At 64.6% G+C, this 24,307-nt stretch carries 18 protein-coding genes; 7 read left to right on the top strand and 11 right to left on the bottom strand.

The features are described 5' to 3' along the window. Positions 1-74: 74 nt before the first annotated feature. Positions 75-902 carry a ferredoxin--NADP reductase gene (locus N7E70_RS02095; RefSeq protein ID WP_067955244.1) on the bottom strand — a complete coding sequence of 276 codons (828 nt, stop codon included), beginning with the start codon at positions 900-902 and terminating at the stop codon, positions 75-77. A gap of 186 nt (positions 903-1,088) precedes the next feature. Between N7E70_RS02095 and N7E70_RS02100 the strand changes: the two genes are divergently transcribed. Next, positions 1,089-3,161: a hydantoinase/oxoprolinase family protein gene (locus N7E70_RS02100; RefSeq protein ID WP_263005408.1), complete on the top strand. Its 2,073-nt coding sequence runs from the start codon at positions 1,089-1,091 to the stop codon at positions 3,159-3,161. After that, positions 3,158-4,891 carry a hydantoinase B/oxoprolinase family protein gene (locus N7E70_RS02105; protein ID WP_263005409.1) on the top strand — a complete coding sequence of 578 codons (1,734 nt, stop codon included), beginning with the start codon at positions 3,158-3,160 and terminating at the stop codon, positions 4,889-4,891. The genes N7E70_RS02100 and N7E70_RS02105 overlap by 4 nt, the downstream gene beginning before the upstream one ends. A 151-nt stretch (positions 4,892-5,042) precedes the next feature. Here N7E70_RS02105 and N7E70_RS02110 read toward each other — a convergent pair whose 3' ends face one another. The 6 genes from N7E70_RS02110 to N7E70_RS02135 form a co-directional block, all read right to left on the bottom strand. Continuing rightward, on the bottom strand, positions 5,043-6,041 hold the full coding sequence (locus N7E70_RS02110) for an ABC transporter ATP-binding protein (RefSeq protein ID WP_067955250.1): 999 nt from the start codon (positions 6,039-6,041) through the stop codon (positions 5,043-5,045). Between the two features lie 15 nt (positions 6,042-6,056). After that, entirely contained in the window at positions 6,057-7,073 is a 1,017-nt protein-coding gene (locus N7E70_RS02115) for a Gfo/Idh/MocA family protein (RefSeq protein ID WP_154385905.1), read from the bottom strand. 44 nt (positions 7,074-7,117) lie between these two features. Beyond that, positions 7,118-7,957: a carbohydrate ABC transporter permease gene (locus N7E70_RS02120; protein ID WP_067955253.1), complete on the bottom strand. Its 840-nt coding sequence runs from the start codon at positions 7,955-7,957 to the stop codon at positions 7,118-7,120. Positions 7,958-7,964: 7 nt separating this feature from the next. Next, positions 7,965-8,906, bottom strand: coding sequence for a carbohydrate ABC transporter permease (locus N7E70_RS02125; RefSeq protein WP_067955255.1), 942 nt, complete (start codon positions 8,904-8,906; stop codon positions 7,965-7,967). Between the two features lie 218 nt (positions 8,907-9,124). Beyond that, complete coding sequence (locus tag N7E70_RS02130; RefSeq protein ID WP_067955257.1) at positions 9,125-10,384, bottom strand: ABC transporter substrate-binding protein; 1,260 nt, start codon at positions 10,382-10,384, stop codon at positions 9,125-9,127. A gap of 36 nt (positions 10,385-10,420) precedes the next feature. Beyond that, a complete protein-coding gene (locus tag N7E70_RS02135; RefSeq protein ID WP_263005410.1) occupies positions 10,421-11,335 on the bottom strand; it encodes an N-acetylmuramic acid 6-phosphate etherase in 915 nt (304 codons plus the stop codon). A 197-nt stretch (positions 11,336-11,532) separates the two neighbouring features. On the opposite strand from N7E70_RS02135, the gene N7E70_RS02140 reads away from it, so the two are divergent. The 4 genes from N7E70_RS02140 to nagA are packed head-to-tail and all read left to right on the top strand — an operon-like array spanning position 11,533 to position 15,374. Further along, entirely contained in the window at positions 11,533-12,414 is an 882-nt protein-coding gene (locus N7E70_RS02140) for a BadF/BadG/BcrA/BcrD ATPase family protein (RefSeq protein ID WP_192319340.1), read from the top strand. Next, entirely contained in the window at positions 12,407-13,195 is a 789-nt protein-coding gene (locus N7E70_RS02145; RefSeq protein ID WP_263005411.1) for a GntR family transcriptional regulator, read from the top strand. Before N7E70_RS02140 ends, N7E70_RS02145 begins: the two co-directional genes overlap by 8 nt. 14 nt (positions 13,196-13,209) lie before the next feature. After that, positions 13,210-14,220, top strand: a complete 1,011-nt coding sequence (locus tag N7E70_RS02150; RefSeq protein WP_263005461.1) for an SIS domain-containing protein — start codon at positions 13,210-13,212, stop codon at positions 14,218-14,220. Continuing rightward, a complete protein-coding gene (gene nagA / locus N7E70_RS02155; RefSeq protein WP_263005412.1) occupies positions 14,217-15,374 on the top strand; it encodes an N-acetylglucosamine-6-phosphate deacetylase in 1,158 nt (385 codons plus the stop codon). The genes N7E70_RS02150 and nagA overlap by 4 nt, the downstream gene beginning before the upstream one ends. A gap of 250 nt (positions 15,375-15,624) precedes the next feature. Here the strand turns inward: nagA and rpe are convergent, their stop codons facing one another. The 4 genes from rpe to N7E70_RS02175 form a co-directional block, all read right to left on the bottom strand. Further along, a complete protein-coding gene (rpe, locus tag N7E70_RS02160; protein WP_263005413.1) occupies positions 15,625-16,299 on the bottom strand; it encodes a ribulose-phosphate 3-epimerase in 675 nt (224 codons plus the stop codon). 245 nt (positions 16,300-16,544) lie between these two features. Next, complete coding sequence (locus tag N7E70_RS02165; protein ID WP_263005414.1) at positions 16,545-19,823, bottom strand: EB domain-containing protein; 3,279 nt, start codon at positions 19,821-19,823, stop codon at positions 16,545-16,547. Positions 19,824-19,834: 11 nt separating this feature from the next. Next, entirely contained in the window at positions 19,835-21,820 is a 1,986-nt protein-coding gene (locus tag N7E70_RS02170; RefSeq protein WP_442866487.1) for a hypothetical protein, read from the bottom strand. A gap of 344 nt (positions 21,821-22,164) precedes the next feature. Then, the gene (locus N7E70_RS02175) at positions 22,165-23,004 is read right to left on the bottom strand and encodes a DMT family transporter (protein ID WP_263005415.1); all 840 of its coding nucleotides are present in this window, start codon (positions 23,002-23,004) and stop codon (positions 22,165-22,167) included. 211 nt (positions 23,005-23,215) lie between these two features. Between N7E70_RS02175 and N7E70_RS02180 the strand changes: the two genes are divergently transcribed. After that, positions 23,216-24,241 carry an ABC transporter substrate-binding protein gene (locus N7E70_RS02180; RefSeq protein ID WP_263005416.1) on the top strand — a complete coding sequence of 342 codons (1,026 nt, stop codon included), beginning with the start codon at positions 23,216-23,218 and terminating at the stop codon, positions 24,239-24,241. The last annotated feature ends 66 nt before the right edge of the window (positions 24,242-24,307 follow it).

Raw genomic sequence — 24,307 nt, forward strand, 5'->3', positions numbered from 1 at the left:
GAAACGGCGAAGCGTTATTTTGACCGGATGGTCAAAACGCCGGACCGCCAGGCGATCCGGCACTGAGGGAAGCATCAGCCGACGAAGGCGCGCTCGACGACGAAGCTGCCCGGCTCATTCAGCGAGCCCTCGACGAAGCCGAGGCTCTCAGCCAGTTCCTTGACGTCCTTCAGCATGTGCATCGAGCCGCAGATCATGATGCGGTCGGTTTCGGGATCGAGCTTGTCGATGCCGAGGTCGCTGTAGAACTTGCCCGACGAAATGAGCGCGGTGATGCGGCCCATGCGCTCGGATTCCTCACGCGTCGTCGAATTGTAGAGCGTGACGCGGCCATGGGTCAGCTCGCCGATCAGCGGGTCGCTTTCGAGATTGGCGACCAGTTCCTGGCCATAGGTCAACTCGGCCACGTCGCGGCAGGTGTGGGTAAGGAAGACGTGCTCGTAGCGCTCATAGGTATCGGGATCGCGCAGCAGGCTGGCGAAGGGCGCGATGCCGGTGCCGGTCGAGATCATGAAAAGGCGCTTGCCCGGGGTCAGCGCGTCGAGCACCAGCGTGCCGGTCGACTTCTGGCGCATCAGGACCGTGTCGCCGGGAACGATCTTCTGCAATTCGGAGGTCAGAGGACCATCCGGCACCTTGATCGAGAAGAACTCGACTTCGTCGTCCCAGGACGGACTTGCTACCGAATAGGCACGGTAAACAGGCTTTTCGGCGTTGGGCAGGCCGATCATGACGAACTCGCCCGAACGGAAGCGCAGCGACTGCGGCCGGGTGATGCGGAAGGAAAAGAGGCGATCCGTGTAATGTTTCACCGAAACCACGGTTTCGGCGTAGACATTAGCAGGGATTGGGAACTGAAGCGGCTTGGCTTCGGCCGTCTTCAGCGCTGCTGCGGTGTTCATCGATCAAACCTCTCGCCCGGCGCGGCGACGTTTCCAGACCCGGCGCGCAGCGGAAATACAGGCAAATAATGGGACCTTGTTCGGGTTATTAATTAGTATACAAATGATATCAGCGTCAAGATTGTGGCATAAAACGCCTTTCTAAACTGGCACAGGAACGTAGTCCGGGCTTTTCGGGATTAGTCCATGGACGAGAATATTCCCGCAGAGGCGGGAAATGTCGTGGCAGGCATCGACGTCGGGGGAACCTTCACCGACCTGCTGCTGATCGACGGCAGGGATGGCGGGACGGTCCGCATCGCCAAGACACCGACAACAGTTGAAAACCAGGCGCATGGCGTGATCGCGGCACTCGCTGCAACAGGTTTTCCGATCGCCGACATCGACCTGATCGTGCATGGCACGACCACCACCACCAATGCCGTGCTGGAGCGCAGGCTGGCGAAAACCGGTATGATCACGACGCGCGGTTTTCGTGACGTGATCGAGCTCGGAAGGCGCACGCGGCCACAGCCCTATGGCATGACCGGCGTCTTCGTGCCGGTCATCCCACGCAATCTCCGGCTCGAGGTCACCGAACGCGTCGAAGCCTCGGGACGGGTGCGCGAGCCGCTCGACGAGAACGAGGTGCGGCGGGCAGTCAACCAGCTGGCCGCCGCCGGTTGCGAAGCGCTGGTCATCCATTTCCTGCACGCCTATGCCAATCCCGCCCATGAGCGCCGCGCTGCCGAGATCGCTGGAGAAAGCTGGCCGAACGGCCACATCGCCACGGGCCACTCGTTGCTTTCGGAGGCACGCGAGTTCGAGCGCGGGGTCACGGCCTCGGTCAACGCCGCCGTGCAGCCGATCCTCGAACGTTATGTCGGGCGGTTGCGCAACGAGCTGACGGCGCGTGGCTATGGCCGCGACTTCCTGATCATGAACGGCAATGGCGGCATGATCTCGGCACGCTTCGTCACCCGCGAAGCGGCCAAGACCGTCATGTCAGGCCCGGCCTCGGGTGTCATCGCCGCAGCGTATACCGGCCGGCGCGCCGGCTATGGCCATCTCGTCACCTACGACATGGGCGGCACCTCGACCGACGTCGCGCTGATCCTCGATGCAGAGCCTGCGGTCTCCAACGAGATCGAGATCGAATATGCGATGCCGATCCATGTGCCGATGGTAGCGGTACACACAGTCGGTGCCGGCGGCGGCTCGATTGCCCGTGTCGACGCTTCCAGGCTGATCCAGGTCGGGCCGGAGAGCGCCGGCGCAAATCCCGGCCCTATCTGCTATGGTCGCGGCGGCACCGAGCCGACGATCACCGATGCCAATCTGGTGCTCGGGCGGCTCGACCCGAAAAGGCTGCTCGCAGTCGACGCGCCGGTGACGGCCGAGGCAGTGCGCCAGATCTTCGAAGACAGGATCGGCAAGGCGACCGGGCTTGATGGTATTTCGGCGGCAGGGGCGGTGCTCCGGCTCGGCAACATCAAGATGGCAGGCGCCATCCGCATGGTGTCGGTGTCGCGCGGACACGACCCGCGCGACTTCACGCTGTTTGCCTTCGGTGGCGCCGGCCCGCTTCATGCAACGGCGCTTGCCCGCGAACTCGGCCTGCCGCGGGTGCTGGTACCGGCGCGGCCCGGCATCACCAATGCGCTCGGCTGCGTCGTCGCCGATCTGCGCCACGACTTCGTCAACACGGTCAACCAGCCGGTCGCGCTGCTCGACGAGCAGCGGGCGCGGGACATTCTCGCCGGGCATCGCACGGCAGGCGAGGCGCTGATCGCCCAGGAGGCGGTGCGGCCGAAGAGCATTCGCGTCAGCCACTCCGCCGACATGCAGTTCGTCGGGCAGACGCACATCGTCAACGTGCCGCTGCCCTCGGCGGATGTCGACCGCGCGACGTTGCAAGCGCTGTTCGAGAAGGCCTATTTCGCCCGTTTCAAGGTCGAACTGCCGGAGATCCGCGCCAATCTCGTCAACCTTAACACATCGGTGACCGGCGCCCGACCCGAGGTCGACCTCAGTCGCCTGATCGACCCGGCCGGACGGGCGGCGACGCTGGCGGAGGCGCTGCGCGAAGTGCGCCCGGTGTGGTTCGACGGCAGTTGGCGCGACACGCCGGTCTATCTCAGGGAGAAGCTGCCGCTCGACGCCGAAATATTGGGACCGGCGATCCTCGAGCAGATGGATGCGACGACGGTTCTGGAGCCGGGCGACCGGGCCCGGTCGGACCGGGATGGGAACATCATCGTCGAGGTGGAGGCGTCATGACCCTCGACGCCATCACTCTTTCCGTCATCCAGGCAGCGCTGCAGCAGACCTGCGACGAGATGGACCTGACGTTTTCGCGCGCGGCGTTTTCGCCCGTTATCGCCGAGGCCAACGACCGCTCGGATGGCATCTATTCGGCGATCGACGGCGCGCTGATCGCGCAAGGGTCGCAAGGGCTGCCGGTATTCGTCGGCGTCATGCAACACTCGACCAAGACCATCATCGAGATGATATCGGACGGACGTGTGCTGCGGCCCGAGCCAGGCGACATCTATGTTGTCAACGACCCCTATCTCGGCGGCACGCATCTGATGGACGTGCGTTTCGCCATGCCGGTGTGGCGTGCGGGAAAAGTCTTCTGCTGGCTGTCCAACACCGGTCACTGGCCGGATATCGGCGGTGCCGTGCCAGGCGGCTTTTCCGCCTCCGCGACGGCAGTGGAACAGGAGGGCCTGCGCCTGCCGCCGGTCAAGCTGTTCAAGAAAGGGGTGATGGACCCCGAGATCTACGCCATCATCTGCTCGAACATCCGGGTGGCCGACCAGCGCATCGGCGACATCCGCGCCCAGGCGGCGGCGCTCCATGTGGGGCAGGAGAGGCTGTTCCAGATTCTCGATCGTTACGGTGATGACACCGTCACGGCGGCGATCGCCGAACTGCGCCGACGCGCGGCGGAACAGATGCGGGCGCATATCGCTGCCCTGCCCGACGGCATCTACCGGTCAAAGGCCTTCGTCGATTCCGACGGCGTGGTCGATGCGCCGCTGACCATCGCGCTGTCGATCGCCAAGGCCGGCGACACGCTGACCTTCGACTTCGCCGGCTCGTCCGCACCTTGCGCCGGGCCGATGAACAGCGTGCTGGCGACGACATTGTCCTCGGTCTATCTCGCCATGCGGCACATCTTTCCCGATGTGCCGATCAGCGCGGGCGCCTTCGAGCCGTTGATCGTCAAGCGGCCGGAGGGCACGTTCTTGGATGCGCGCTACCCTCGCCCCGTCTCGGGCTGCGCGGCGGAAGTGTCGCAGCGCATCGCCGAGGCCGTCTTCGCCGCCATGGTGCAGGCGGTTCCCGACAAGGTGACGGCGGCACCCGCCGGTTCGAGCGGCAATTTCGCGCTCGGCGGCAATGATCCGGCGCGCGGCCGCGACTATGTCATGTACCAGATCTCGGGCGGCGGTTATGGCGGCAATTCAAGTCATGACGGGCTGTCCAACGGCTGTTCGACCATCGGCATCTCGAAATCGCCGCCGGTCGAGATCATGGAACAGGCCTATCCCGTGCTCTACCGACACTATGCCTTGCGCGAGGGATCTGGCGGCGCCGGCAAACAGCGCGGCGGGTTCGGCCTCGCCTACGAGATCGAGCTGCTGCGTGGCGCGGCGCGCGCCTCCTTCGTCATGGACCACGGCCGCACCGGCCCGCAGGGCGCGCTCGGCGGGCGCGATGGCATGGTCAATTCGGTGACGGTGTTTCGCGACGGTGCGGCGCATGTGCCGCCGCATCTGTCCAAGGAGCAGGACATTCCGCTGAAATCAGGCGACCGCGTGTCGGTCGGCACGCCGGGCGGCGGCGGTTATGGCGATCCGCTGGAGCGCGATCCCGAGTTGGTGCTGCGTGACATCGGGCTCGGCTACTATACGCGCGAGCAGGCCGCTGACATGTTCGGAGTGGTGATTGGGAATGATGGGGTGGATGCCGAAGCGACTGCCCATCTGAGGCGGCGGTAACCGCCTCTCCGTTGAGGGGGCGAGGAACCGAGTTCTGGCAGATTGCGCCCTTCGAGATTGGCGTTTCCTCTCCCCCACGGAGTGGGGGAGAAGTGGCACGGCGAAGCCGTGACGGAGAGGGGGTAGCCGCCCTCCCCGCCGCATCAAATCGTCAGCCCAGAACCTTGCCGTCTTCGCCGAAGCGATAGGTGCGGGCTGGCTCGGGCGTGGCATAAAGCGTGGCGCCGGGGCCGGTCTGGTACTCGCCGAAGAGGCGAATGGTGATGAGGCCGGCTTTTTCGGTTTCGAGGAAGACGTTGGTGTCGGCGCCGAGATGCTCGGCATGGACCACCGTTCCTTTCCACGCGCCCTCGGTCTGACTGACCGAAATGTGCTCGGGGCGGACGCCGACCGTCTTGACGGTTTCGCCGAGGCGAGCACCTTCGATGAAGTTCATTTTTGGCGAGCCGATGAAACCGGCAACGAACAGGTTGGCCGGCTTGTTGTAGAGCTCCATCGGCGCACCGACCTGCTCGATGCGGCCAGCGTTGAGCACGACGATGCGATCAGCCAGCGTCATCGCCTCGACCTGGTCGTGAGTGACGTAGACCATCGTCGCCTTGAGGCGGTTGTGCAACTGGGCGATCTCGAGGCGCGTGTTGACGCGTAGGGCGGCGTCGAGGTTCGACAGCGGCTCATCGAAGAGGAACAGCTTGGGCTCGCGCACCAGGGCGCGGCCGATGGCGACGCGCTGGCGCTGGCCACCGGAGAGTTCGGCCGGACGACGCTTGAGGTAGGGCTCCAGCGACAGCATGGCCGAAGAAGCGGCAATGCGCTTGTCGATCTCGGCCGTCGGCGTGCCGGCCTGTTTGAGGCCGAGCGCCATGTTGTCGCGCACGGTAAGATGTGGGTAGAGCGCGTAGGTCTGGAACACCATGGCGATGCCGCGCTTCGACGGCGGGGCGTTGGTGACCCTGGCGTCGTCGATCAGCACATTGCCCGAGGTCGCGTCCTCGAGGCCGGCGATGATGCGCAGCAGCGTCGACTTTCCGCAGCCCGACGGGCCGACGAAGACAACGAACTCACCGTCCTTGACGTCGAGGTCGATGCCCTTCAGCACGTCGACAGGGCCAAAGGACTTCTTGACGTTTTCGATCTTGAGAGAACCCACAGGTCTTCCTTCCTGTTAAAGCTTGACCGGGCGGCCGGTGCGGACGCTTTCGTCCGCGGCGAGGCACACGCGCAGTGATTTGACGGCATCGTCCATGTGGCGGGTAAGGTCGATGTCCTCGCGGATGGCCTTCAGCACGAAGGCCTGCTCGCGATCACACAGGCCCTGATGGCCCGGCTCGTCCTTCATCGACAGGTCCTCGTCGGCATGGACGAAGCTGCCGTCTGCGCCGAGCTCGGCGCGGTGGACGCGGATCATGCTTGTCTTGGTGTGGGAATCGACGTCGTCCGACTTGGTGGCCGCCTCGTTGACGACGATCGAGACGCTGCCCTTGGGCGAGATCACATCCTTCACGAAGAACGCCGTCTCCGACATCATCGGGCCCCAGCCGGCCTCGTACCAGCCGACCGAACCGTCGGCGAACAGCACTTGCAGGTGACCGTAATTGTACATGTCGGGCGCGATCTCGTCGGTCATGCGCAGGCCCATGCCACGCACCTCGACCGGGTTGGCATCGGTGATCTGGCACATGACATCGAGATAGTGCACGCCGCAGTCGACGATCGGCGAGGTCGTCTTCATCAGTTGCTTGTGGGTGTCCCACTTATGGGCCGAGGATTGCTGGTTTAGGTTCATGCGGAACACGTAGGGACCGCCAAGCGCACGGGCTTCGCCGATCAGGCGCATCCACGACGGGTGGTGGCGCAGGATGTAACCGATCACCAGCTTGCGACCATTGGCCTTGGCGCAGGCGACGACCCGCTCGGCGTCGGCGACCGTTGTTGCCAGCGGCTTCTCCAGGAAGACGTGGCAGCCCATCTCCATTGCCATGACGGCATAATCGGCATGGCTGTCGGAATAGGTGTTGATCGAGGCGACGTCTGGTCTGAGTTCACGCAACGCGCCTTCGAAGGAACGCTGGATGCCGTAACCTTCCATGCCCTCGGGCAGCGGCACGTCGGAGCGATTGACCAGGGCTGCGATCTCAAAGCCGGGGTTGTTGTGATAGGCCAGCGCGTGGCTGCGGCCCATGTTGCCGAGGCCGGCAACGACGACGCGAAGGGGCTTTTCAGTTGTCACTTGACGGCTCCGGAAGTGATGCCGCGGATCAGCTGCCGCGAGAAGAAGAAGTAGAGGATCAGCACCGGCAGGATCGCCAGCGAGAGTGCCGCCAGCACGGCGTTCCAGTTGGTGACGAACTGGCCAATGAACACCTGGGCGCCAAGGGTGACCGTCTTGGTCGCCTCGGACGGCGCCAGGATCAGCGGGAACCACAGGTCGTTCCAGATCGGGATCATGGTGAAGACCGCAACCGTCGCCATTGCCGGACGGACCAGCGGCAGGACGAGGCGGAAGAAGATGCGGTATTCGCTGAGACCGTCGATGCGGCCGGCGTTCTTCAGATCGTCCGACACCTGCTTCATGAATTCGGACAGGATGAAGACGGCGAGCGGCAGGCCTTGGGCGGTGTAGACCAGGATCAGCGCGGTCAGCGTGTTGACCAGGCCCGACGCCACCATCAGTTGCAGGATCGCGACCGTGCCGAGGCGGATCGGGATCATGATGCCGAGGGCCAGATAGAGGCCCATCATGGTGTTGCCCTTGAAGCGGTACTCCGACAGCGCAAACGCCGCCATGGCGCCGAACAGCAGCACGAAGAACAGCGAGGCAACCGTGACGATCAGGCTGTTCTGGAAATAGAGGAAGAAGTCGCCCTGCGCCATCACGGTGGTGTAGCCGATCAGGTCGAAGGTCTCTGATGTCGGCAGCGACAGCGGCGACCGGAAGATGGCGTTGCGCGACTTGAACGAGTTGACGACGATGACGATCACCGGAAACAGCGCGATCGCGGTGTAGGTCAGCAGCACCGCATGCGCGCCGATGGTGCGTGGCAGGGAGGAGGCAGCCTTGCTCATGACGCCCTCAGAACTGGTAGCGGCGCAGCCGCGTCTGGATAAGGAACAGGTACAGGCAGACGCCGGCGAGGATGATGAAGAACATCATCGAGGCGATGGTGGCGCCCATGTTCTTGTCGCCGATCTGCAGCTGGAAGCCGAAGAAGGTGCGGTAGAGGAACGTACCCAGGATGTCGGTGGCGTAGTTTGGACCGGCAAGCGCGCCCTGCGCCGAGTAGATCAGGTCGAAGGCGTTGAAGTTGCCGACGAAGGTGAGGATCGAGATGATGCCGATGGAGGGCAGGATCAGCGGCAGCTGGATCTTCCAGAACTGCGAGAAACCGGTGACGCCGTCACATTCGGCGGCCTCGATGACCTCGTCGGGTATCGACAGCATGGCGGCGTAGATCAGCATCATCGGGATGCCGACGAACTGCCAGACCGAGATCAGGCTGAGCGCGGTCAGCGCGTATTCTTCCTTGCCGAGCCAGGGCACGAACAGGCTCTTCAGGCCGACGAGGTCGAGCAGATTGGGCGCGACGCCCCAGAGCGGGCTCAGGATCAGTTTCCAGGCGAAACCGACGATGACGAAGGACAGCAGCGTCGGGATGAAGATCGCCGTGCGGTAGAAGGCCGAGAAGCGCAGCTTGGGGCTCGACAGCAGGGCCGCAAGGACCACGCCGATCGGGTTCTGCACCAGCATATGGATGATGAAGAACCAGGTGTTGTTGCCGAGTGCGTTCCAGAACGAAGCCGACCAGCGCGGATCGCCGAACAGGGTGCGGAAATTGTCGAAGCCGGCAAAGACCTGGGCATTGTCGACATTGCGGAACAGCGACAGCTGCAAGGTACCGAACAGCGGCAGGATCATCACCGCGGTGTAGACCAGCAGCGCAGGCGCCAGGAACACGGCGATGTGCCAACGCGTTGGTCTTCTGTCTTGGCTATGCTCTAGGCTTTGCTGCGACATGTCAAAATCCCTGGGTCCGGCCGTTTGGGAGGCCGTTGTTCATCATAGCGAGGATGGACCTCTGCGGGCTTCCCGCCAATGGCCTGGAAGCAGTAGCGCATCTTTGTGCGCGAGCATTCAACCCCTCTTGCCGATTCCGCGAGGTTCGAAATCGCCGAGGGAATGGAGAGCGCCACCAAAGCGGCGCCCTCCCAAGCGAGCATCAAGCCCGCCGGATCTTACTTAGCCGGCTTGTACCAGCTGTCGAGGCCCTTCTGCAGTTCGGCAGAAGCAGCTTCCGGGGTCTCGGTGCCGTTGATGACGTTGGCCGACTTGACCCAGGTTTCGTTCTCGAGGTTCGGCGTGCCGCGCGACAGGACCTGGTAGGTCGAGCGGATCGTCGGCTTGCACTTCTCGCGCCAGGAGACGAATTCCTGGGCCAGCGGATCTTCCATCTTCACGGCGGCCGAGTTCAGGCTGAAGAAGCCCGGCAGCGCGTTGGCATAGATGGACGCGAATTCTGGCGAAGCCACCCAGGTCAGGAAGGTCTTGGCGGCTTCGGCATTCGCGCTCTTGGGGTTGAGGCCAATGCCGATGTCGTTGTGGTCTGAGATGTAGCAGGTGTCACCAGCCTTGCGGACCGGCGGCGGGAAGGCGCCCATCTTGAACTGAGCCTGGGTGTTGAAGGTCGCGATCTCCCACGAACCGGCCGGATAGATGGCGGCGCGACCGAGGGTGAACAGGTTCTGGCTGTCCGGATAGGTCTGGGCTTCGAAACCGTCGCCGAGGTAAGGCTTCCACTTGGCCAGCGTCGCATAAGGCGCAACCCAGTCGGCGTCGGTCAGCTTCTGATCGCCCTTGATCAGCGCCAGGCGGCCTTCCTCACCCTTCCAGTAGTTCGGGCCGATGTTCTGATAGCCCATGGTCGCGGCTTCCCAGAGGTCCTTGGTGCCCATCGCCATCGGGATGTAGGTGCCGTCGGCCTTGATCTTGTCGAGCGCTGCGAAGAACTCGTCCTCGGTCGCCGGCACGGCAATGCCGAGCTTCTCGAAGGCGTCCTTGTTGTAGATGAAGCCGTGGATGACGGACGCCATCGGCACGCAGAAGCTGGCCTTGCCATCGTCGGTCTGCCAGGCGGACTTGGCGACGTCGGAGAAGTTCTCCATGCCCTTCAGCGAGGTCAGGTCGGCGAGGTGACCCTTCTTGAACAGCTCGAGCGAAGCGTCGAACGGACGGCAGGTGATCAGGTCACCAGCCGAGCCTGCGTCGAGCTTGGCGTTGAGGGCGGCGTTGTACTCGGTCGGAGCCGACGGCGAGAAGGTGACCTTGATACCCGGATTGGCCTTCTCGAAGGCCGGGATCAGCTTTTCCTGCCAGATGGCGAGGTCGTCGTTACGCCAGCTTTCGATCGTCAGCGTCTTGTCCTGGGCGAGAGCGATCCCGGCGGAGCCGAGAATGCTGGACGCCATCAGAAGTCCAGTAAGCAACCTGTTAGACATTTCAGTTCTCCCTGTTTTGTACTTTCTCTCGGGCCTCTACTGATGAGAGCCACTGCTCCCCTCGAGTTTCGAAAGTGCGGACCTGAGCCGTTGGCCCGCCCCTTCAAGAAGTTGGTTTGCCGCTTCCGGGCTGGACGCGCCGGAAGCCAAAAGGATGGCGAGCTTGACCGAACCGCCGCTCTTTGCGAGCAAGGCCTGGGCAGTCGCCGTATCGCAGCCTGAAATGGCCGTAACGATACGCGCGGCACGCTCGTGCAGCTTGATGTTGTCGGCGTGCAAATTGACCATGTAGCCGTCATGGACATGACCGAGATGAATCGCGGCCAGCGTCGACATCATATTGAGCGCAATCTTCTGCGCCGTGCCGGCGCCCATGCGGGTCGAGCCGGCAACGACTTCCGGCGGCGTCGCCAGCAGCACGGAAACATCGGCGCGGTCAAACATCGGCGCGCCTGCATTGTTGGCGAAGGCGATGGTCGCGGCACCGCGGCGCCGCGCCTCTTCGAGCGCGCTCATTGCATAAGGCGTCGAGCCGCTGGCCGAGACAGCGACAAGGCAGTCGCCCGCTTCCAGGCAGGTCCCGGCAACGTCGCTGACGGCCAGGGCAACATCGTCCTCGGGACCGCCGGCGAGATTGACCAGCGCCTCGCGGCCGCCAGCCAGAAGAATGAAGACACGCTCGCGCGGGATGCCGAAGGTGCCGGGCAGTTCGAGCGCATCGGCCAGCGCCATCAGGCCAGAGCTTCCGGCCGCCGCGTAGACGAGACGACCGCCGCGCGCCAGGCAGGCAGCAATCTTTTCAGCGGCTTGGGCAATTGCGGGGATGGCGGCGTGAACGGCGCGCGCAGCTTCGATCTGCGCATCGGCAAGCAGGCGAAGAACGGAATCGGGTGCCTGGGCATCAATGCCCCCGGCATCCTTGTGCACCGCTTCTGTACGCCTTGGCGCCATTCTGTCTCTCCCTTTCATCGACAATACCAAAAAAATACCACTTGTCCAGCGCCGTTAACAAATTCCTTTGCTGCAGCGCAAGGCAATTCAAAAATCCCCTAAAATTCAATTGGATGGGCATCAGGCTCCGCCATCCGGAATTTAGCACTTGGCTATTGGTATTTTATTGGTATTATCAGCCTCGAGGAGAAAACACCGTGGATCTTGTGCTCGGGATAGATGGTGGCGGCACTGGCTGCCGGGCCGCTCTGGCCAATGCAAGCGGCGATATCATCGGCCGCGGGCGTGGCGGGCCGGCCAATATCCGCACCGACCTTGCCGGTGCGTGCAACAATATCGTCGAGGCAGCCCGCCAGGCATTCGTGGATGCCGGCCAGGACCCGGCATTGATCGCCAATGCCGACGCGGTGCTCGGGCTCGCAGGCGCCAATGTCGGCGACTACAAGCAGCGGCTTGAAGCCATGCTGCCGTTTCGAAACAGCTCCGTAGAGAATGACTCGCTGATTTCGTTGGAAGGCGCGCTCGGCGACCATGACGGCGCGATCGCGGCACTCGGCACCGGCACCGTCTACCTCGGTCGCAGGCTCGGCCAGTTCCAGCCCCTCGGCGGCTGGGGCTTTCAGATCGGTGATCTCGGCAGTGGCGCGCGCATCGGCCGCGACCTGCTGCAGGAAAGCCTGCTGGTCTACGACAGGATCCATGCCGGCTCGGCACTGACCGACATCATGCTGGAGCGCTTCAACGACAACCCCAGCGACATTGTCGAGTTCACCACCAATGCGAAGCCCGGAGACTACGGCCAGTTTGCGCCGATGGTTTTCGAGCATGCAGCAAAAGGCGACGCTGTCGGACAGAAGCTTGTCGAGCGCGCCGTTGCCGACGTCGAGGAAACGCTCGCCGTTTTCGATCTCGCGCCCAGCGAACGACTCTGCCTTCTCGGCGGGCTCGCCGGCCTCTATGCACCGCTGCTTTCCAAGCGCTATCGCACCATCATGCATCCGCCGCTGCAGGACGCGCTCGGCGGCGCCGTGCAGATGGCGGTGAAGAAATTCCGCAAAGCGGGAGGTCACCATGGATGACGGTGCCGAACGCATTTTCGCCGCCCTGCGCGACGTCAGCCAGTCTGGCGCGCCACTGTACCTCCAGCTCAAGAAGAACATCGAGGAAGCGGTCAAGCGCGGCCTGATCGGTCCCGGCGACGCCCTGCCCTCGGAGCGCGATATTGCGGCCCAGGCCGACATTTCGCGCGTCACGGTGCGCAAGGCGGTGCAGGACCTGGTCAAGTCGGGCGTGCTTGTGCAGCGCCACGGCTCCGGCACCTTCGTCGCTCCGCGTATGGAGCGCGTCGAACAGTCGCTGTCGCGGCTGACCTCGTTCACCGAAGACATGGCGCGGCGCGGCATGGCGGCTCGTTCACAATGGCTTGACCGCGGCATCTACACCGCCTCGCCCGACGAGATGATGGTGCTCGGTCTCTCCGCCAGCGAGCTGGTGTCGCGGCTCAGCCGCCTGCGCATCGCCGACGAGACGCCGCTTGCCATCGAGCGCGCAACAATTTCAGCTTCGGTGCTGCCAGACCCTCACGAAGTGACATCTTCGCTCTATATGGCTCTTGGCAAGACCGGCCATCGCCCGGTCCGGGCGGTGCAGCGCATCTCGGCCGTCAATCTCGGCGAGCCCGAGGCACAGTTGCTCCTTGTTCCGGTCGGCTCGGCCTGCCTGCAGATCGAGCGCATTTCGTACCTTGCCAGCGGCAAGGTGATCGAGTTCACCAAGTCGATCTATCGCGGCGACGCCTATGACTTCGTCGCGGAACTGAGATTGCCCGGCCCGGAAGGGCAAGAAGGAGAAGCTACTTGAACGCGACTACCCATATGCGGCGCGAAATCGCCGAAATCCCCGAAGCGACCGCCCGCCTGCTGGAGGGCTCGGCCAAGGAACTGGCAGAGACCGGCCTGCACCTGAAGCGCGCCCAGCCGCGTTTCGTCACGACGGTCGCCCGCGGCTCCTCCGACCACGCCGCCTCCTTCCTCAAATACGCCATCGAGCTCAATGCCGGCCTGCCGGTAGCTTCGATCGGCCCGTCGATCTCGTCGATCTATGGCGCCAAGCTGAAACTCACCGATTCCGCCTGCCTTGCCATCTCGCAGTCGGGCAAAAGCCCCGACATCGTCGCCATGGCCGAGGGCGCACGCGCTGGCGGCGCACTGACGATCGCACTGACCAACACCGCCGGCTCGCCGCTGGCCGAGGCGTCCGAACACGCCATCGATATCCGCGCCGGCGTCGAGAAGAGCGTTGCCGCCACCAAGACCTTCGTCAATTCGGCGGTCGCAGGCCTCGCCGTGCTTGCCCACTGGACCGGCGACGACAAGCTGCTCGCCGCGCTCGACGCTCTGCCCGAACACTTCGCCAAGGCCGTCGACTGCGACTGGATGGGCATTGCCGGCGAACTGACCGAGGGCAATTCGCTGTTCATCCTCGGCCGTGGCCCGTCCTTCGCCATCGCCAACGAGGCGGCGCTGAAGTTCAAGGAAACCTGCGCCATGCATGCCGAGTCCTACAGCGCGGCTGAAGTGATGCACGGCCCGCTGGCGCTGGTGCGCCCGGGCTTCCCGGTGCTGGCGCTGGCCGCGCGCGACGCCTCCGAACCGTCGATCGCCCAGGCCGCCGACGGCCTCGCCGACCGCGGTGCGGCGATCCACATCACCTCGTCGCTGGCCAAGAGGGCCAAGGTGCTGGAGCATGTCGCCACCGGCCATCCGCTCACCGATCCGCTGATGCTGATCGCCTCGTTCTACGGCTTCGTCGAGGCCTTCGCCCGCCATCGCGGCCTCAACCCCGACACCCCGCCCAACCTGCGCAAAGTGACCGAAACGATATGAGCGACCGTCTTGCCATAGCAGCCGGGCGCATCTTCGACGGTGACGCCTGGCACCAGGACGCCGCGCTGCTGGTTGCGGACGGTGTCATCGAGGGCATCGTCGCGCGCCGCGATATCCCCGATGGCGTGAAGGTCGCCGAGGCGGGCGCCATGCTCGTTCCCGGCTTCATCGACCTGCAGGTCAATGGCGGCGGCGGGCTGATGCTCAATGACAAGCCCGACGTCGACACGCTCGAGATCGTCTGCAAGGCGCAGATGGCTTTCGGCACGACGGCGGTGCTGCCGACGCTGATCACCGACACGCGCGAGATCACCCGCTCGACGATCGCCGCCGGCGTGGAAGCCGCGAAGCGGAAAGTGCCGGGCTTCCTCGGCCTGCACCTCGAAGGTCCGCATCTGTCGCTCGCCCGCAAAGGCGCGCACGATCCGCAGCTGATCCGCCCGATGGATGCCGAAGACGAGGCAGCGCTGATTGCCGCGCGGCCATCGATGCCGGTGCTTTTGACGACGATTGCACCTGAATCGGTCAAGGCCGAGCAGGTCAAGCTTCTGTCGGATGCCGGCATCGTCATCAGCCTCGGCCACACCGACACCAGCTATCGCACCGCCAAAGACTACGCCGAGGCGGGCGCTTCGATGGCGACACATCTGTTCAACGCCATGAGCCAGATCGGCAACCGCGAGCCCGGGCTCGTCGGCGCTGCTGTCAACATTCCGACGCTTTCGGCCGGCCTGATCGCCGACGGCATCCATGTCGATCCGGCGGCAATGCACATTGCGCTCAAGGCCAAAAACGGCCCTGCCCGCATCTTCCTGGTCAGCGACGCCATGGCGACCATTGGCACCGACCTCACCTCGTTCCAGCTTAACGGCCGGACGATCAAGCGCGAAAACGGCCGCCTGACGCTGGAAAACGGCACGCTTGCGGGTGCCGATCTCGACATGATCTCGGCGGTACGCTTCATGCACGAGAAGATGGGCTACACCCTCGACGAAGCCATCCGCATGGCCTCGCTCTATCCGGCCGAGGCAGTCAAGCAGGACCACCGCCTCGGGCGACTGGCCAAGGGCTATGCGGCGAATGCCGTGCAACTGACGGACGGGCTCGACGTGTCGGGGACGTGGATCGACGGCAAGCAGGTGTTTGAGGCTTAGTCTTACCGAGGGGGAGTCCTCACCGACTGAGGAAAGCCCCCTCTCCGTCTCGGGCTTCGCCTGAGCCACCTCTCCCCCACTTTGTGGGGGCGAGGAACCTAAATCCTGCTAGTCCGCCACTCCTCATTCAACGAGTTTTCGCAAGGCCAGCGCCTGGCGATTGGCGTTTCCTCGCCCCCATGAAGTGGGGGAGAGGTGGCACGGCGAAGCCGTGACGGAGAGGGGGATCTTCTCCCCCAACATCCAAGTCTCAGATCGCCGCCTTGTCAGCAGCAGTTCGGATCGCCTCGATATTCGCGGCATAGGCCGTCGGCCCGCCCTTGAAGACGGCGTTGCCGGCGACGAGCACATTGGCGCCGGCGGCAGTGACCAGCGGTGCGGTTTCGGGCGTGACGCCGCCGTCGATCTCGATGTCGATCGGACGGTTGCCGATCATTGCCTTGACGCGCTTGACCTTGTCGATCACCGCCGGGATGAAGGCCTGGCCGCCGAAGCCCGGGTTGACCGTCATCAGCAACACCAGGTCGAGGCGGTCGAGCACGTATTCGATCACCGATTCCGGCGTCGACGGATTGAGCGACACGCCGGCCTTCTTGCCGAGATTGCGGATTGTCTGCAGCGAGCGGTCGAGATGCGGACCGGCTTCGGCATGAACCGTGATGATGTCGCAGCCGGCGTCAGCGAAAGCCGCGAGATACGGGTCGGCGGGCTGGATCATCAGATGGCAGTCGAACACCTTGTCGGTGCGGTTGCGGATCGCCTTGATAACAGGCGGGCCGAAGGTGATGTTGGGGACGAAATGGCCGTCCATGACATCGAGATGGATCCAGTCGGCGCCTGCGGCGACGATCGCCTCGACCTCGTCGCCGAGCTTGGAGAAATCGGACGACAGCACCGAGGGTGCAATCAGGGTCTTGTTGCTCACGTTCAGGCCTTTCGAAAGGGGCAGAGCCGGTTTTCCGGACTGCCTAATTAAAGCGGCGGCCCTTGTCGAGCCGAGAATCCCGCCGCATCGCGGCCAAGCGCAATTCCGGGGAGATGTGCGGCGGTTTTCCGACCGTAGTTGCGGAAAAGAAGCCGAGCAGGCCGTCACTCGAAAAATGGTGCCCTCAAGCCTGAAAAGCAGAACCCCGCCGGCCAGGCCGGCGGGGTTCCATGCGTTCGCTCCGATCACTGCGGAATGATGTTGTTGTTGCTGGGCCGCTGAGGCTGTGGCTGCCTCTGCGGGATCAGGCCGCGGAACACGTCAGGATTGATCGGCATGATCTCGAGCGTCGGACGCTGGCGCGGACGGCAGTTCGGATACTTGCCGATCGTGCCGCGCGGGCATTCACGCTCGACTGTCATGCACTGGCCGTTGATCAGCACCTCGCCACGGCGGCAGACGGTGTCCTGACGGTCGGGCACGCAGCGGCCGCGCACCAGCGAGGTGCCGTCTGGGCACTGCGTCGTCGGTGCCTTGCGGCATGCGCCCCTGATCAGCTCGGTACCACGCGGGCAGATGCAGCGCCCGTCCTTGGTCCGGATCTGGCCAGGCAGCAGCGTGCACTGACGTACCGGCGGCACATCCTTGACGCAGCGGCCGTTCCTGAGCTCGGTGCCGCGAGGGCAGATGCAACGTCCGTCCTGCGTCCGGATCTGGCCCGGCAGCAGCGTGCACTGGCGCACCGGAGGCACATCCTTGACGCAGCGGCCGTTCTTCAGCTCGGTGCCGCGCGGGCAGATGCAGCTTCCGTCCTGCGTCCGGATCTGGCCGGGCAGCAGCTTGCACTGCCGTTCCGGCGGCTGCTCCGGCCGCACGCACTTGCCATTGCTGAGCTCCGTGCCACGCGGGCAGATGCAGCGCCCGTCCTCGGTGCGGATCTGGCCGGGCAGCAGGCGGCATTGCGGCGTGACCGGCGGAACCGGCGTTATCGTGCCGCCATCGGGCACGCACTGGCCATTGCGGAAGGTCGTCCCCTCGGGGCAGACGCAGCGGCCTGCCTGGTTGAGGACGAAGCCTTCCGAGCACTGCTGCTTTTCCTCATGGTCGATCAGGAAGCGGTGGCAGGCATAAGGACTGCCGCCGAGACCACCCGGAACCGCCGTTCCGCCGGCCATGTCGAGCCCGCGAACCGGCGTGTCGGGCGGAAGCACGGCAACGCAGTTCTGGGCCGGCGCAGGCCGCGGGAAGTTGGCGAGGCGGCCATCGTCCGGGATTACCACCGTCACCCTGTGGACACGGCTTTCGCCGGCACCAAGGCTGATGTTGGCAACGCAGGACAGCGGCAGCGTCGCCGGTTCCGGCGAGCAGCCGAAGGGCGGCTCGATCGAGCTGATCGGAACGCCGTCCAGCCTGCCGAGCCCGTCCACGCCGATCGCATCGCCGATGCGGACCGAGCCATTGAAGGCGCCGGTGCCGCTGTTGGTGATGGTGATCTCGAACGTGCAGGGCTGGCCGGTCCGGCACAGCCGGTCGCCGGTCTTCTGGACACTCAGCTTCGGACGTCCCGGATGCGGGATGCGCATCTCGGCACAGGCCTTGTTGTTGCCCAGTACCGTCTCACCGGGGATCGCCCGCACCTCACCGCAGTTGCGGATGGTGTCGGACTGGTAGTCGGCCGGAACGATGGCAACCACGGAGAGCGGCACCGAAGCGCCTGGCACCAGCGCCACGCCGGGGTGTTCGCAGCGGAACTGGCCTGGGCCGGCCGGACCACAAGTCCAAGGCGGGCTCGGTCCGAAGGTCGAGGACGCCGGCGCTCCCGTGGGATAGTCGTCGATCACGGTCAGCGGGCCGACATAGGTTTCGGTGCCGTTGTTGAAGACGCGGATCAGGAAGCTGCAGACGCCGGCGGCGCTGCAGGACACCGAACGCGGGTCCTTGGTGATGCGCAGGTCAACCTTCTTCTCGACAGGCGGACGGCAATCGGGATCGCCGCGCTTGCAGATCGGAATGGTGGCGCAGGCCTTGTCGTTGTCGGTACGGCCAAACGCCTCGGGCTTTCCGCTCGCCGTGTAGTCGTATTCGGCGCAGTTGCGTATGAAGCGTGCCTCCCAGCCGGGTCCGGGCTTGAAGCCGATCTTGAGTTCGACAAACTCGCCGGGGTCGAGTGTGGTCGCGGGATGCTCGCAGCTCATCGGGCTGGTTGCCGGCAGACAGGTCCAGGGCGGATTGGGCCCGGAATCTATCGTCGCGTTGCCGGGCAAGGTCACCTCGTCGAGCACGATCTTGCCGTTGTAGGGGCCGTCGCCGACATTGGTGACGCGGATGGTGAAGTTGCAGCCGCCAAGCACGGTGCAGCGGGCAACGTCGGCACGCTTCTCGACCTTGATGTCGGGCTGCTTTTCGGGCGGGCACCTGAGGTCGGGCGGAATGACGATATCGACGGTCTGGGTGCAGCACAGGCCGACACCTTCTTCCGGACCGGCATAGGTCTCGATGCCGGTGACGATCAGATGCACGACATCACCTGGGCCGGCACCTTCGATCTCCCAGTGCAGCACGCCGCCACCAGGCGGAACGAGCTGCAGCGGCGGATCGATGGTGATGCCGGGCGTGGTGGTGCGAAGTTGCACCCAGCGGCCGGCCATCTCGGGTCCGACAGGCATGTTGTAGATGTAGGCGCCGCCGCCGGGCACACAATCGACATCGCTACGTTCGACTTTGAAGCACGGCCCGTCACCGCCCGGAGGCGGGGGCGGAGGCGGCTCGCAGTCGGTGACGTCGATGCGGATAGAGGTCTTTTCGCCGGTACGGAAGTCGCCGTCGCCGGGCTTCGACGGATCGTGCGAGGGGATCTCGATCGAGCCGGGGCCTGCCGAAAGCTTGACGAAGCCCTGATTGTCGACGACCGCGGGCGCCGGGAAGGCGGCGTGGTCGATCAGAGCCGTGATGCGGATGTCGATGTAGCGCTCGTTGGGTGCACCGACGCCGTCGAGATCGGTCGCCGACAGGCGGAAGTCGGAAATCGTGGCCGTATCATTGGGGTTGGTCGTGGTGCCGATGGTCGCTGCCGGCAATGGACCGCCGACGGCATCGGTGCCGTCACCTGATGCCTGGACGTTGACGATCGTCAACCCAGCGGCGACCTGGTCGCGGAAGTCCATCCGCAACGCCTTCAGGCCGTTGGCGAAGGCCGGATCAAAGAATTTCTCCGGATTGCCGCGGGCGCCGAAACGCAGATTGTAGATGACATAGTCGCAATTGCGCTGGACGCCCTTCTTGGTGAAGAACGGCACGACGTCGTCGTGGCCGGGATGCGGTACGGCATGGTCGAGCCTCAATTCAGGCACGACCTCGGGCAGCGGTTGGGCTGCTGCCGGCGACAAGGGCATGGCGGCGAGCACGATCCCTGCTGCCACCAGCCAGCGCGCGCCGCGCCTGGCAAAGGACAGGGGTTTCATGATCGTCTCCATGACGGTTGGGTTGCTCTGCGTGGCGAGCAGGGCGGAGTTATGAATGGTCATCTCTCCCTCCCTCACGGTTCGCAGCTTGCGACGGGCGTTGCCAGCGGCACCACCACCTTGCAGCAAGGGTAGTAGCCGCCCTTGTCGGCGTCGGACTGCTTGTAGAAGCACAGGCCAACATTGACCGTGTCGCCGGGGAAATGCCCCGTCACCCCGATGGTGAACGGCGCGCCCGGAGCCTTGGTCTGTTGCAACGGTGTAATGCCGACGCCCGGCGTCCTGGAATCGGCCTTGACGGAATCGCCGCCGATGCCTGCAACGTCGCGCACATAGAGATCGGCCTCGAGCCCGGCCGGGGTGCAGAAATACTCGACCGCCTCGACGTCGAGACAAGGCGGGATGTTGCCGGGCGGCGGGAAGTCCGGCGGCCACAGCGGCGTCGGATAATCGCCCGGATAAGGGAGCTGCTCGTAGTAGCCGGCACGGCCTTCGCATGGCCGCCAGATCTCGACGTCGCCGACGTGACCCTCGACCTCGGGGTCCTCGAAGAAGCTGTCGAAGTCGACGAACCACGAGCCGAAGGGCGGAACGTTGGCCGGCTTGACGAGTGAGGGCGAGGTGATCTGCACGCCATGGACGGCAAGCGGACCGCCCACGGCGAGCTGCTCGGCCAGGGCCGGATTGTCCCTCAGCTTGTCGCCCGTCTTGACGATGGTGTCGGTGCAGGCGTTGGGGTTGAGGAAGCCCTGCGCGTCATAGCCATATTGCAGGTCGATGCCGCCGGCCGACTGGCGATTGCCCTCGGGGAAACCGACGGCATATTCCTGCGGCACCGGCACCCAGATGCTTTCGGTCGCCGGATCGTCGGGGCTTTCGCGCCAGTAGCGGATGACCTCGCCATCGCCGGTGTCGGCGAACTGGCTGTAGTCGTAGCGGTTTTCGATCTCGCCGCGCTGGGCCAGATACATGAAGCCCTTGTTGTCGAAGGCGATGTCGGTGACCGGCAGGTCCTTGTCGGCCGTAACCGTCAGCTCCCAGCGCGGATCGCCGGCGAATTTGCCGTCGCGGGCGATACCGACCGACCAGATCTCGGCCTTGTCACCGACCGCGTAGTAGACGCGGCCGCCATAAAAGGCTGTGCCCCAGACCCGACGTTCGTCCTGGGTGTAGCCCCAGGTGCCTGCGTCCTCGCTGTCGAAGGCGGCACCTTCGATATCCATCACCGCGCCGTCGTCGGCCGTCGGCGCCAGTCCGCGCACCGGACGCCCCTCAACACCGTGGTCGAAGGTGTCGACCGCGGCGCCCGTTGCGTCGATGCGGTGGATCAGGCCGGTGTCGAGATCGGAGGCGAAGAACTGGCGATGAACCTTGTCGAAGGTGACGTCGCCAATGCCGGGACCGCTGTTTGTGTCGATGTCGGCGAATTTGCTGACGGCACCCGAAATGCCGTCGATGCGCCAGATCGTGCCGGGTCCGCCGCCATTCTCCTCGCCGAACTGGCCGGCCATGAAAGTGGCGCTGGCCTTGCCGCGACGCTCGCGCTCGGGCCGACCGTCGGCGTCGGCGTCGGGCGTGACGATGCGGATGCCGTGCAGCGAGGTCGCGCCCGCGTAGAGGTCGGGTACGCCTGACGGGGTACCGTTGCGGACGCCATCGTCAAAGGTCAGGGCGAAGACCTGGCCGATCTGGCTGGCCAGGACCTCGAAGGGCTGAGGCGTGTTTACGAGTTGGCCGGAGGGTGGTCCGCCAAGTGCCGTGACGTCGAAAACGCGCAAGGTCGCGCGCTCGGTGTCGATGAAGGTTTCGTCGACCGGATCGACGCCGGGTGGCAGCCCTTCCTCGAACCCAGGGATCACGGTGCCGGAAAAGCCGGTCACCGCCATCGATCCGGGATTGATGATCTGCGTTTCCTGGGCCTGTGCGGGTGGCGCCAGCCACAGGCCGGCGGCAAGCGCCAGGGCGGCCATGCCGGCATTGAGCGCCAGTGCCCTCAGGCGGAGGCTGGACGGTTCGGCTGGTCGCGCGAGCGCGCCGGAACCACCACGAAAGCACGGCATGGCACCTCTCCCGAGTTGGGTGGAAGAAGGTGCTGGCGCGCAAGCAAGTGCAAAGCGCTGATACCCGGCACTTTCCTCCCTTGCAGTCCTTAGAATGTCCCTCGGCGCGACGATACGCCGGGGCTTACCTTGGGTCAATGGAACAAGCCCGAAGCCCAACGCGTCCACCCTCTCCCTGAGGCAGTGATCGCGCCGTGCTCCGGGTGCTCGCGGTGACCCGCAACACCTGGTGTCTGTGGTCATTGGCTTCTTTCCTTTGCTGACGCCGCATCATGCGGGGCCTGCGCATGGGTCGCGGCCGAGCAGGGAAAGGTTCACGCCGGATTGGACCGGGGTCGACGTTTTCAAACTGGACGGCGTGACGTGATCGCCAGCGCGACACCTGACAGGATGCAGATGCTGGCAAGCACCAGGCGGGCCGACAGAACCTCGGACAGGAATACCGTGGCGCCCGCCGCCGCAATGACCGGGACCGTCAGCTGGACGACGGCGGCCTGGGTCGGCGTGAGACCGGGCAAGGCGCGGTACCAGATCGCATAGCCCAATCCGGAAGCAACGACGCCTGAGGCGGCGGCGAGGTAGACGCCGCGCGCGGTCACACCGGCGCCGAAGGTGGTCAGCAGGGCGAGTGGGATGCAGATCAAGGCGGCGCGCAGGAAATTGCCGGCGGTATCGCCAAGGGGGCTCGCCGAGCCACGGCCACGCAGCGAGTAGATGCCCCACGCAATGCCCGAAACCACCATCAGCACGCTGCCGATGGCATCAGGAGCGTTGAGGTCGGGCAGCACGAGATAGAGGAAAGCCGCAAAGGCAATGACCAACCCGGCAAGCTCGCGCAGGGTTGGCCGGGTTCGCCTGATAATGCCCCAAAAGATCATGGTGCCCTGGACGGACGCGAAAAGCACAAGCGCACCCACCGCGGCGCCAAGGCGGAGATAGGCAAGCGAAAACGCCAAGGCATAAGCGAACAGGGCGACAGCCGACGGCCAGTTGCCGGGCCGGGCTCGAAAGATGCTGCGGCCGCGCTGCCAGGAGATCAGCAGCAGCAACGCCGCCGCGCCGGAGCACAGGCGGATCGCAGTGTAGGCAACCGCATCGATCGCGCCGCCGTCGAGAGCTGAACGCGCCAGCAGCGAGTTGACCGCAAAAGCGATCATCGCCAGCACCGTCAGCAGAATGGTCACGGAACGGAGCTCGTCTGTATTTGGCGACTGCATCGACGCCGCCGGATCCGCCATTGGACCAGCTGCGCGAACGTAACATGCCGGGAGCGACTGGTCGCGGTCGGCGTTTCGACATCACCCCGCCAGAATGCTGGAAAATCGCGATTGAAATCGATTACATTTTCGGCATATGATCCTTCGCAGCAGTTTTTCTGTGCATCGGGAGGAGTTCATGAGGAAATTTTCAGCACTGGCGCTTACCACCGTCGCGGCACTGGCCGTATCGGCGTTCTCGACCCAGGCGGCCGACTACAAGATCGGCCTGTCCAATGGTTGGGTCGGCTCGGAGTGGCGCACGCAGATGATCGAGGAAGCCCAGGCCGCAGCGGCTGCCTGGAAGGACAAGGGCGTCAATGTCGAGGTCGTGGTGCAGAGCGCCAATGTCGACGTGCCCGGCCAGATCGCGCATGTCCGCAACTTCATCAGCGAAGGCGTCAACGCCATCATCATCAACCCGAACAGCCCGACGGCGTTCGACCCGGTCTTCGCCCAGGCCAAGGAAGCCGGCATCCTGGTAATCTCGACCGACGCCGAAGTGTCGTCGCCTGACGCCACCTATGTCGGCATCGACCAGAAGGCCTGGGGTGCGGCCGGCGCCAAGTGGCTCGCCGAAACGCTCGGCGGCAAGGGCAATGTCGTTGCGATCAACGGCGTCGCCGGCCACCCGGCCAACGAGATGCGCGTCGCCGGCTACAAGGAAGTGTTCGGCCAGTATCCCGACATCAAGATCGTCAACGAAGTCAACGCCAACTGGGATCAGGCCCAGGGCCAGCAGGCGATGCAGAACCTGCTCGCCACCTACCCCGACATCAACGGCGTCTGGGTGCAAGACGGCATGGCGGCGGGCGCCTGGAAGTCGATCATCGATGCCAAGAAGGAATCGTCGATCGCCGCCACCGGCGAGATCCGCAAGGACTTCATCGACATCTGGACCAAGGACAAGCTCAACTCGGGCGCCTCGGTGAACCCGCCCGGCGTGATGGCCTCGGCACTCAACGTCGCCGTGCTGATGCTGCAGGGCAAGGAACTGAAGGAACCGGCAACGGCTGGCCAGTACAAGAACGCCATCTACCTGCCGATCCCGTTCATCGACAGCAAGAACCTCGCTGACGCTGCGAAGGCGGTAGACGGCAAGCCGGGCTACTATTCCTACACCAGCCAGCTTTCCATCGAAGACGCCGAAAAGCTCTTCAAGTAAGCTTCCTCCCAAGACGGGGGACGCGGCACCTGCACACAGGCCCGCGTCCCCGCGACCGACGAAGCA

Source organism: Aminobacter sp. NyZ550 (assembly GCF_025628925.2).
GTDB lineage: Bacteria > Pseudomonadota > Alphaproteobacteria > Rhizobiales > Rhizobiaceae > Aminobacter > Aminobacter ciceronei.

Coding starts and splice junctions, on each gene's coding strand:
- N7E70_RS02100 (WP_263005408.1), top strand. CDS start 1,089: ATGGACGAGAATATTCCCGCAGAGGCGGGAAATGTCGTGGCAGGCATC.
- N7E70_RS02095 (WP_067955244.1), bottom strand. CDS start 902: ATGAACACCGCAGCAGCGCTGAAGACGGCCGAAGCCAAGCCGCTTCAG.
- N7E70_RS02125 (WP_067955255.1), bottom strand. CDS start 8,906: ATGTCGCAGCAAAGCCTAGAGCATAGCCAAGACAGAAGACCAACGCGT.
- N7E70_RS02180 (WP_263005416.1), top strand. CDS start 23,216: ATGAGGAAATTTTCAGCACTGGCGCTTACCACCGTCGCGGCACTGGCC.
- N7E70_RS02150 (WP_263005461.1), top strand. CDS start 13,210: ATGCGGCGCGAAATCGCCGAAATCCCCGAAGCGACCGCCCGCCTGCTG.
- N7E70_RS02135 (WP_263005410.1), bottom strand. CDS start 11,335: ATGGCGCCAAGGCGTACAGAAGCGGTGCACAAGGATGCCGGGGGCATT.
- N7E70_RS02120 (WP_067955253.1), bottom strand. CDS start 7,957: ATGAGCAAGGCTGCCTCCTCCCTGCCACGCACCATCGGCGCGCATGCG.
- N7E70_RS02170 (WP_442866487.1), bottom strand. CDS start 21,820: ATGCCGTGCTTTCGTGGTGGTTCCGGCGCGCTCGCGCGACCAGCCGAA.
- N7E70_RS02115 (WP_154385905.1), bottom strand. CDS start 7,073: ATGGGCCGCAGCCACGCGCTGGCCTATCACAACAACCCCGGCTTTGAG.
- N7E70_RS02130 (WP_067955257.1), bottom strand. CDS start 10,384: ATGTCTAACAGGTTGCTTACTGGACTTCTGATGGCGTCCAGCATTCTC.
- N7E70_RS02105 (WP_263005409.1), top strand. CDS start 3,158: ATGACCCTCGACGCCATCACTCTTTCCGTCATCCAGGCAGCGCTGCAG.
- N7E70_RS02165 (WP_263005414.1), bottom strand. CDS start 19,823: ATGACCATTCATAACTCCGCCCTGCTCGCCACGCAGAGCAACCCAACC.
- N7E70_RS02145 (WP_263005411.1), top strand. CDS start 12,407: ATGGATGACGGTGCCGAACGCATTTTCGCCGCCCTGCGCGACGTCAGC.
- nagA (WP_263005412.1), top strand. CDS start 14,217: ATGAGCGACCGTCTTGCCATAGCAGCCGGGCGCATCTTCGACGGTGAC.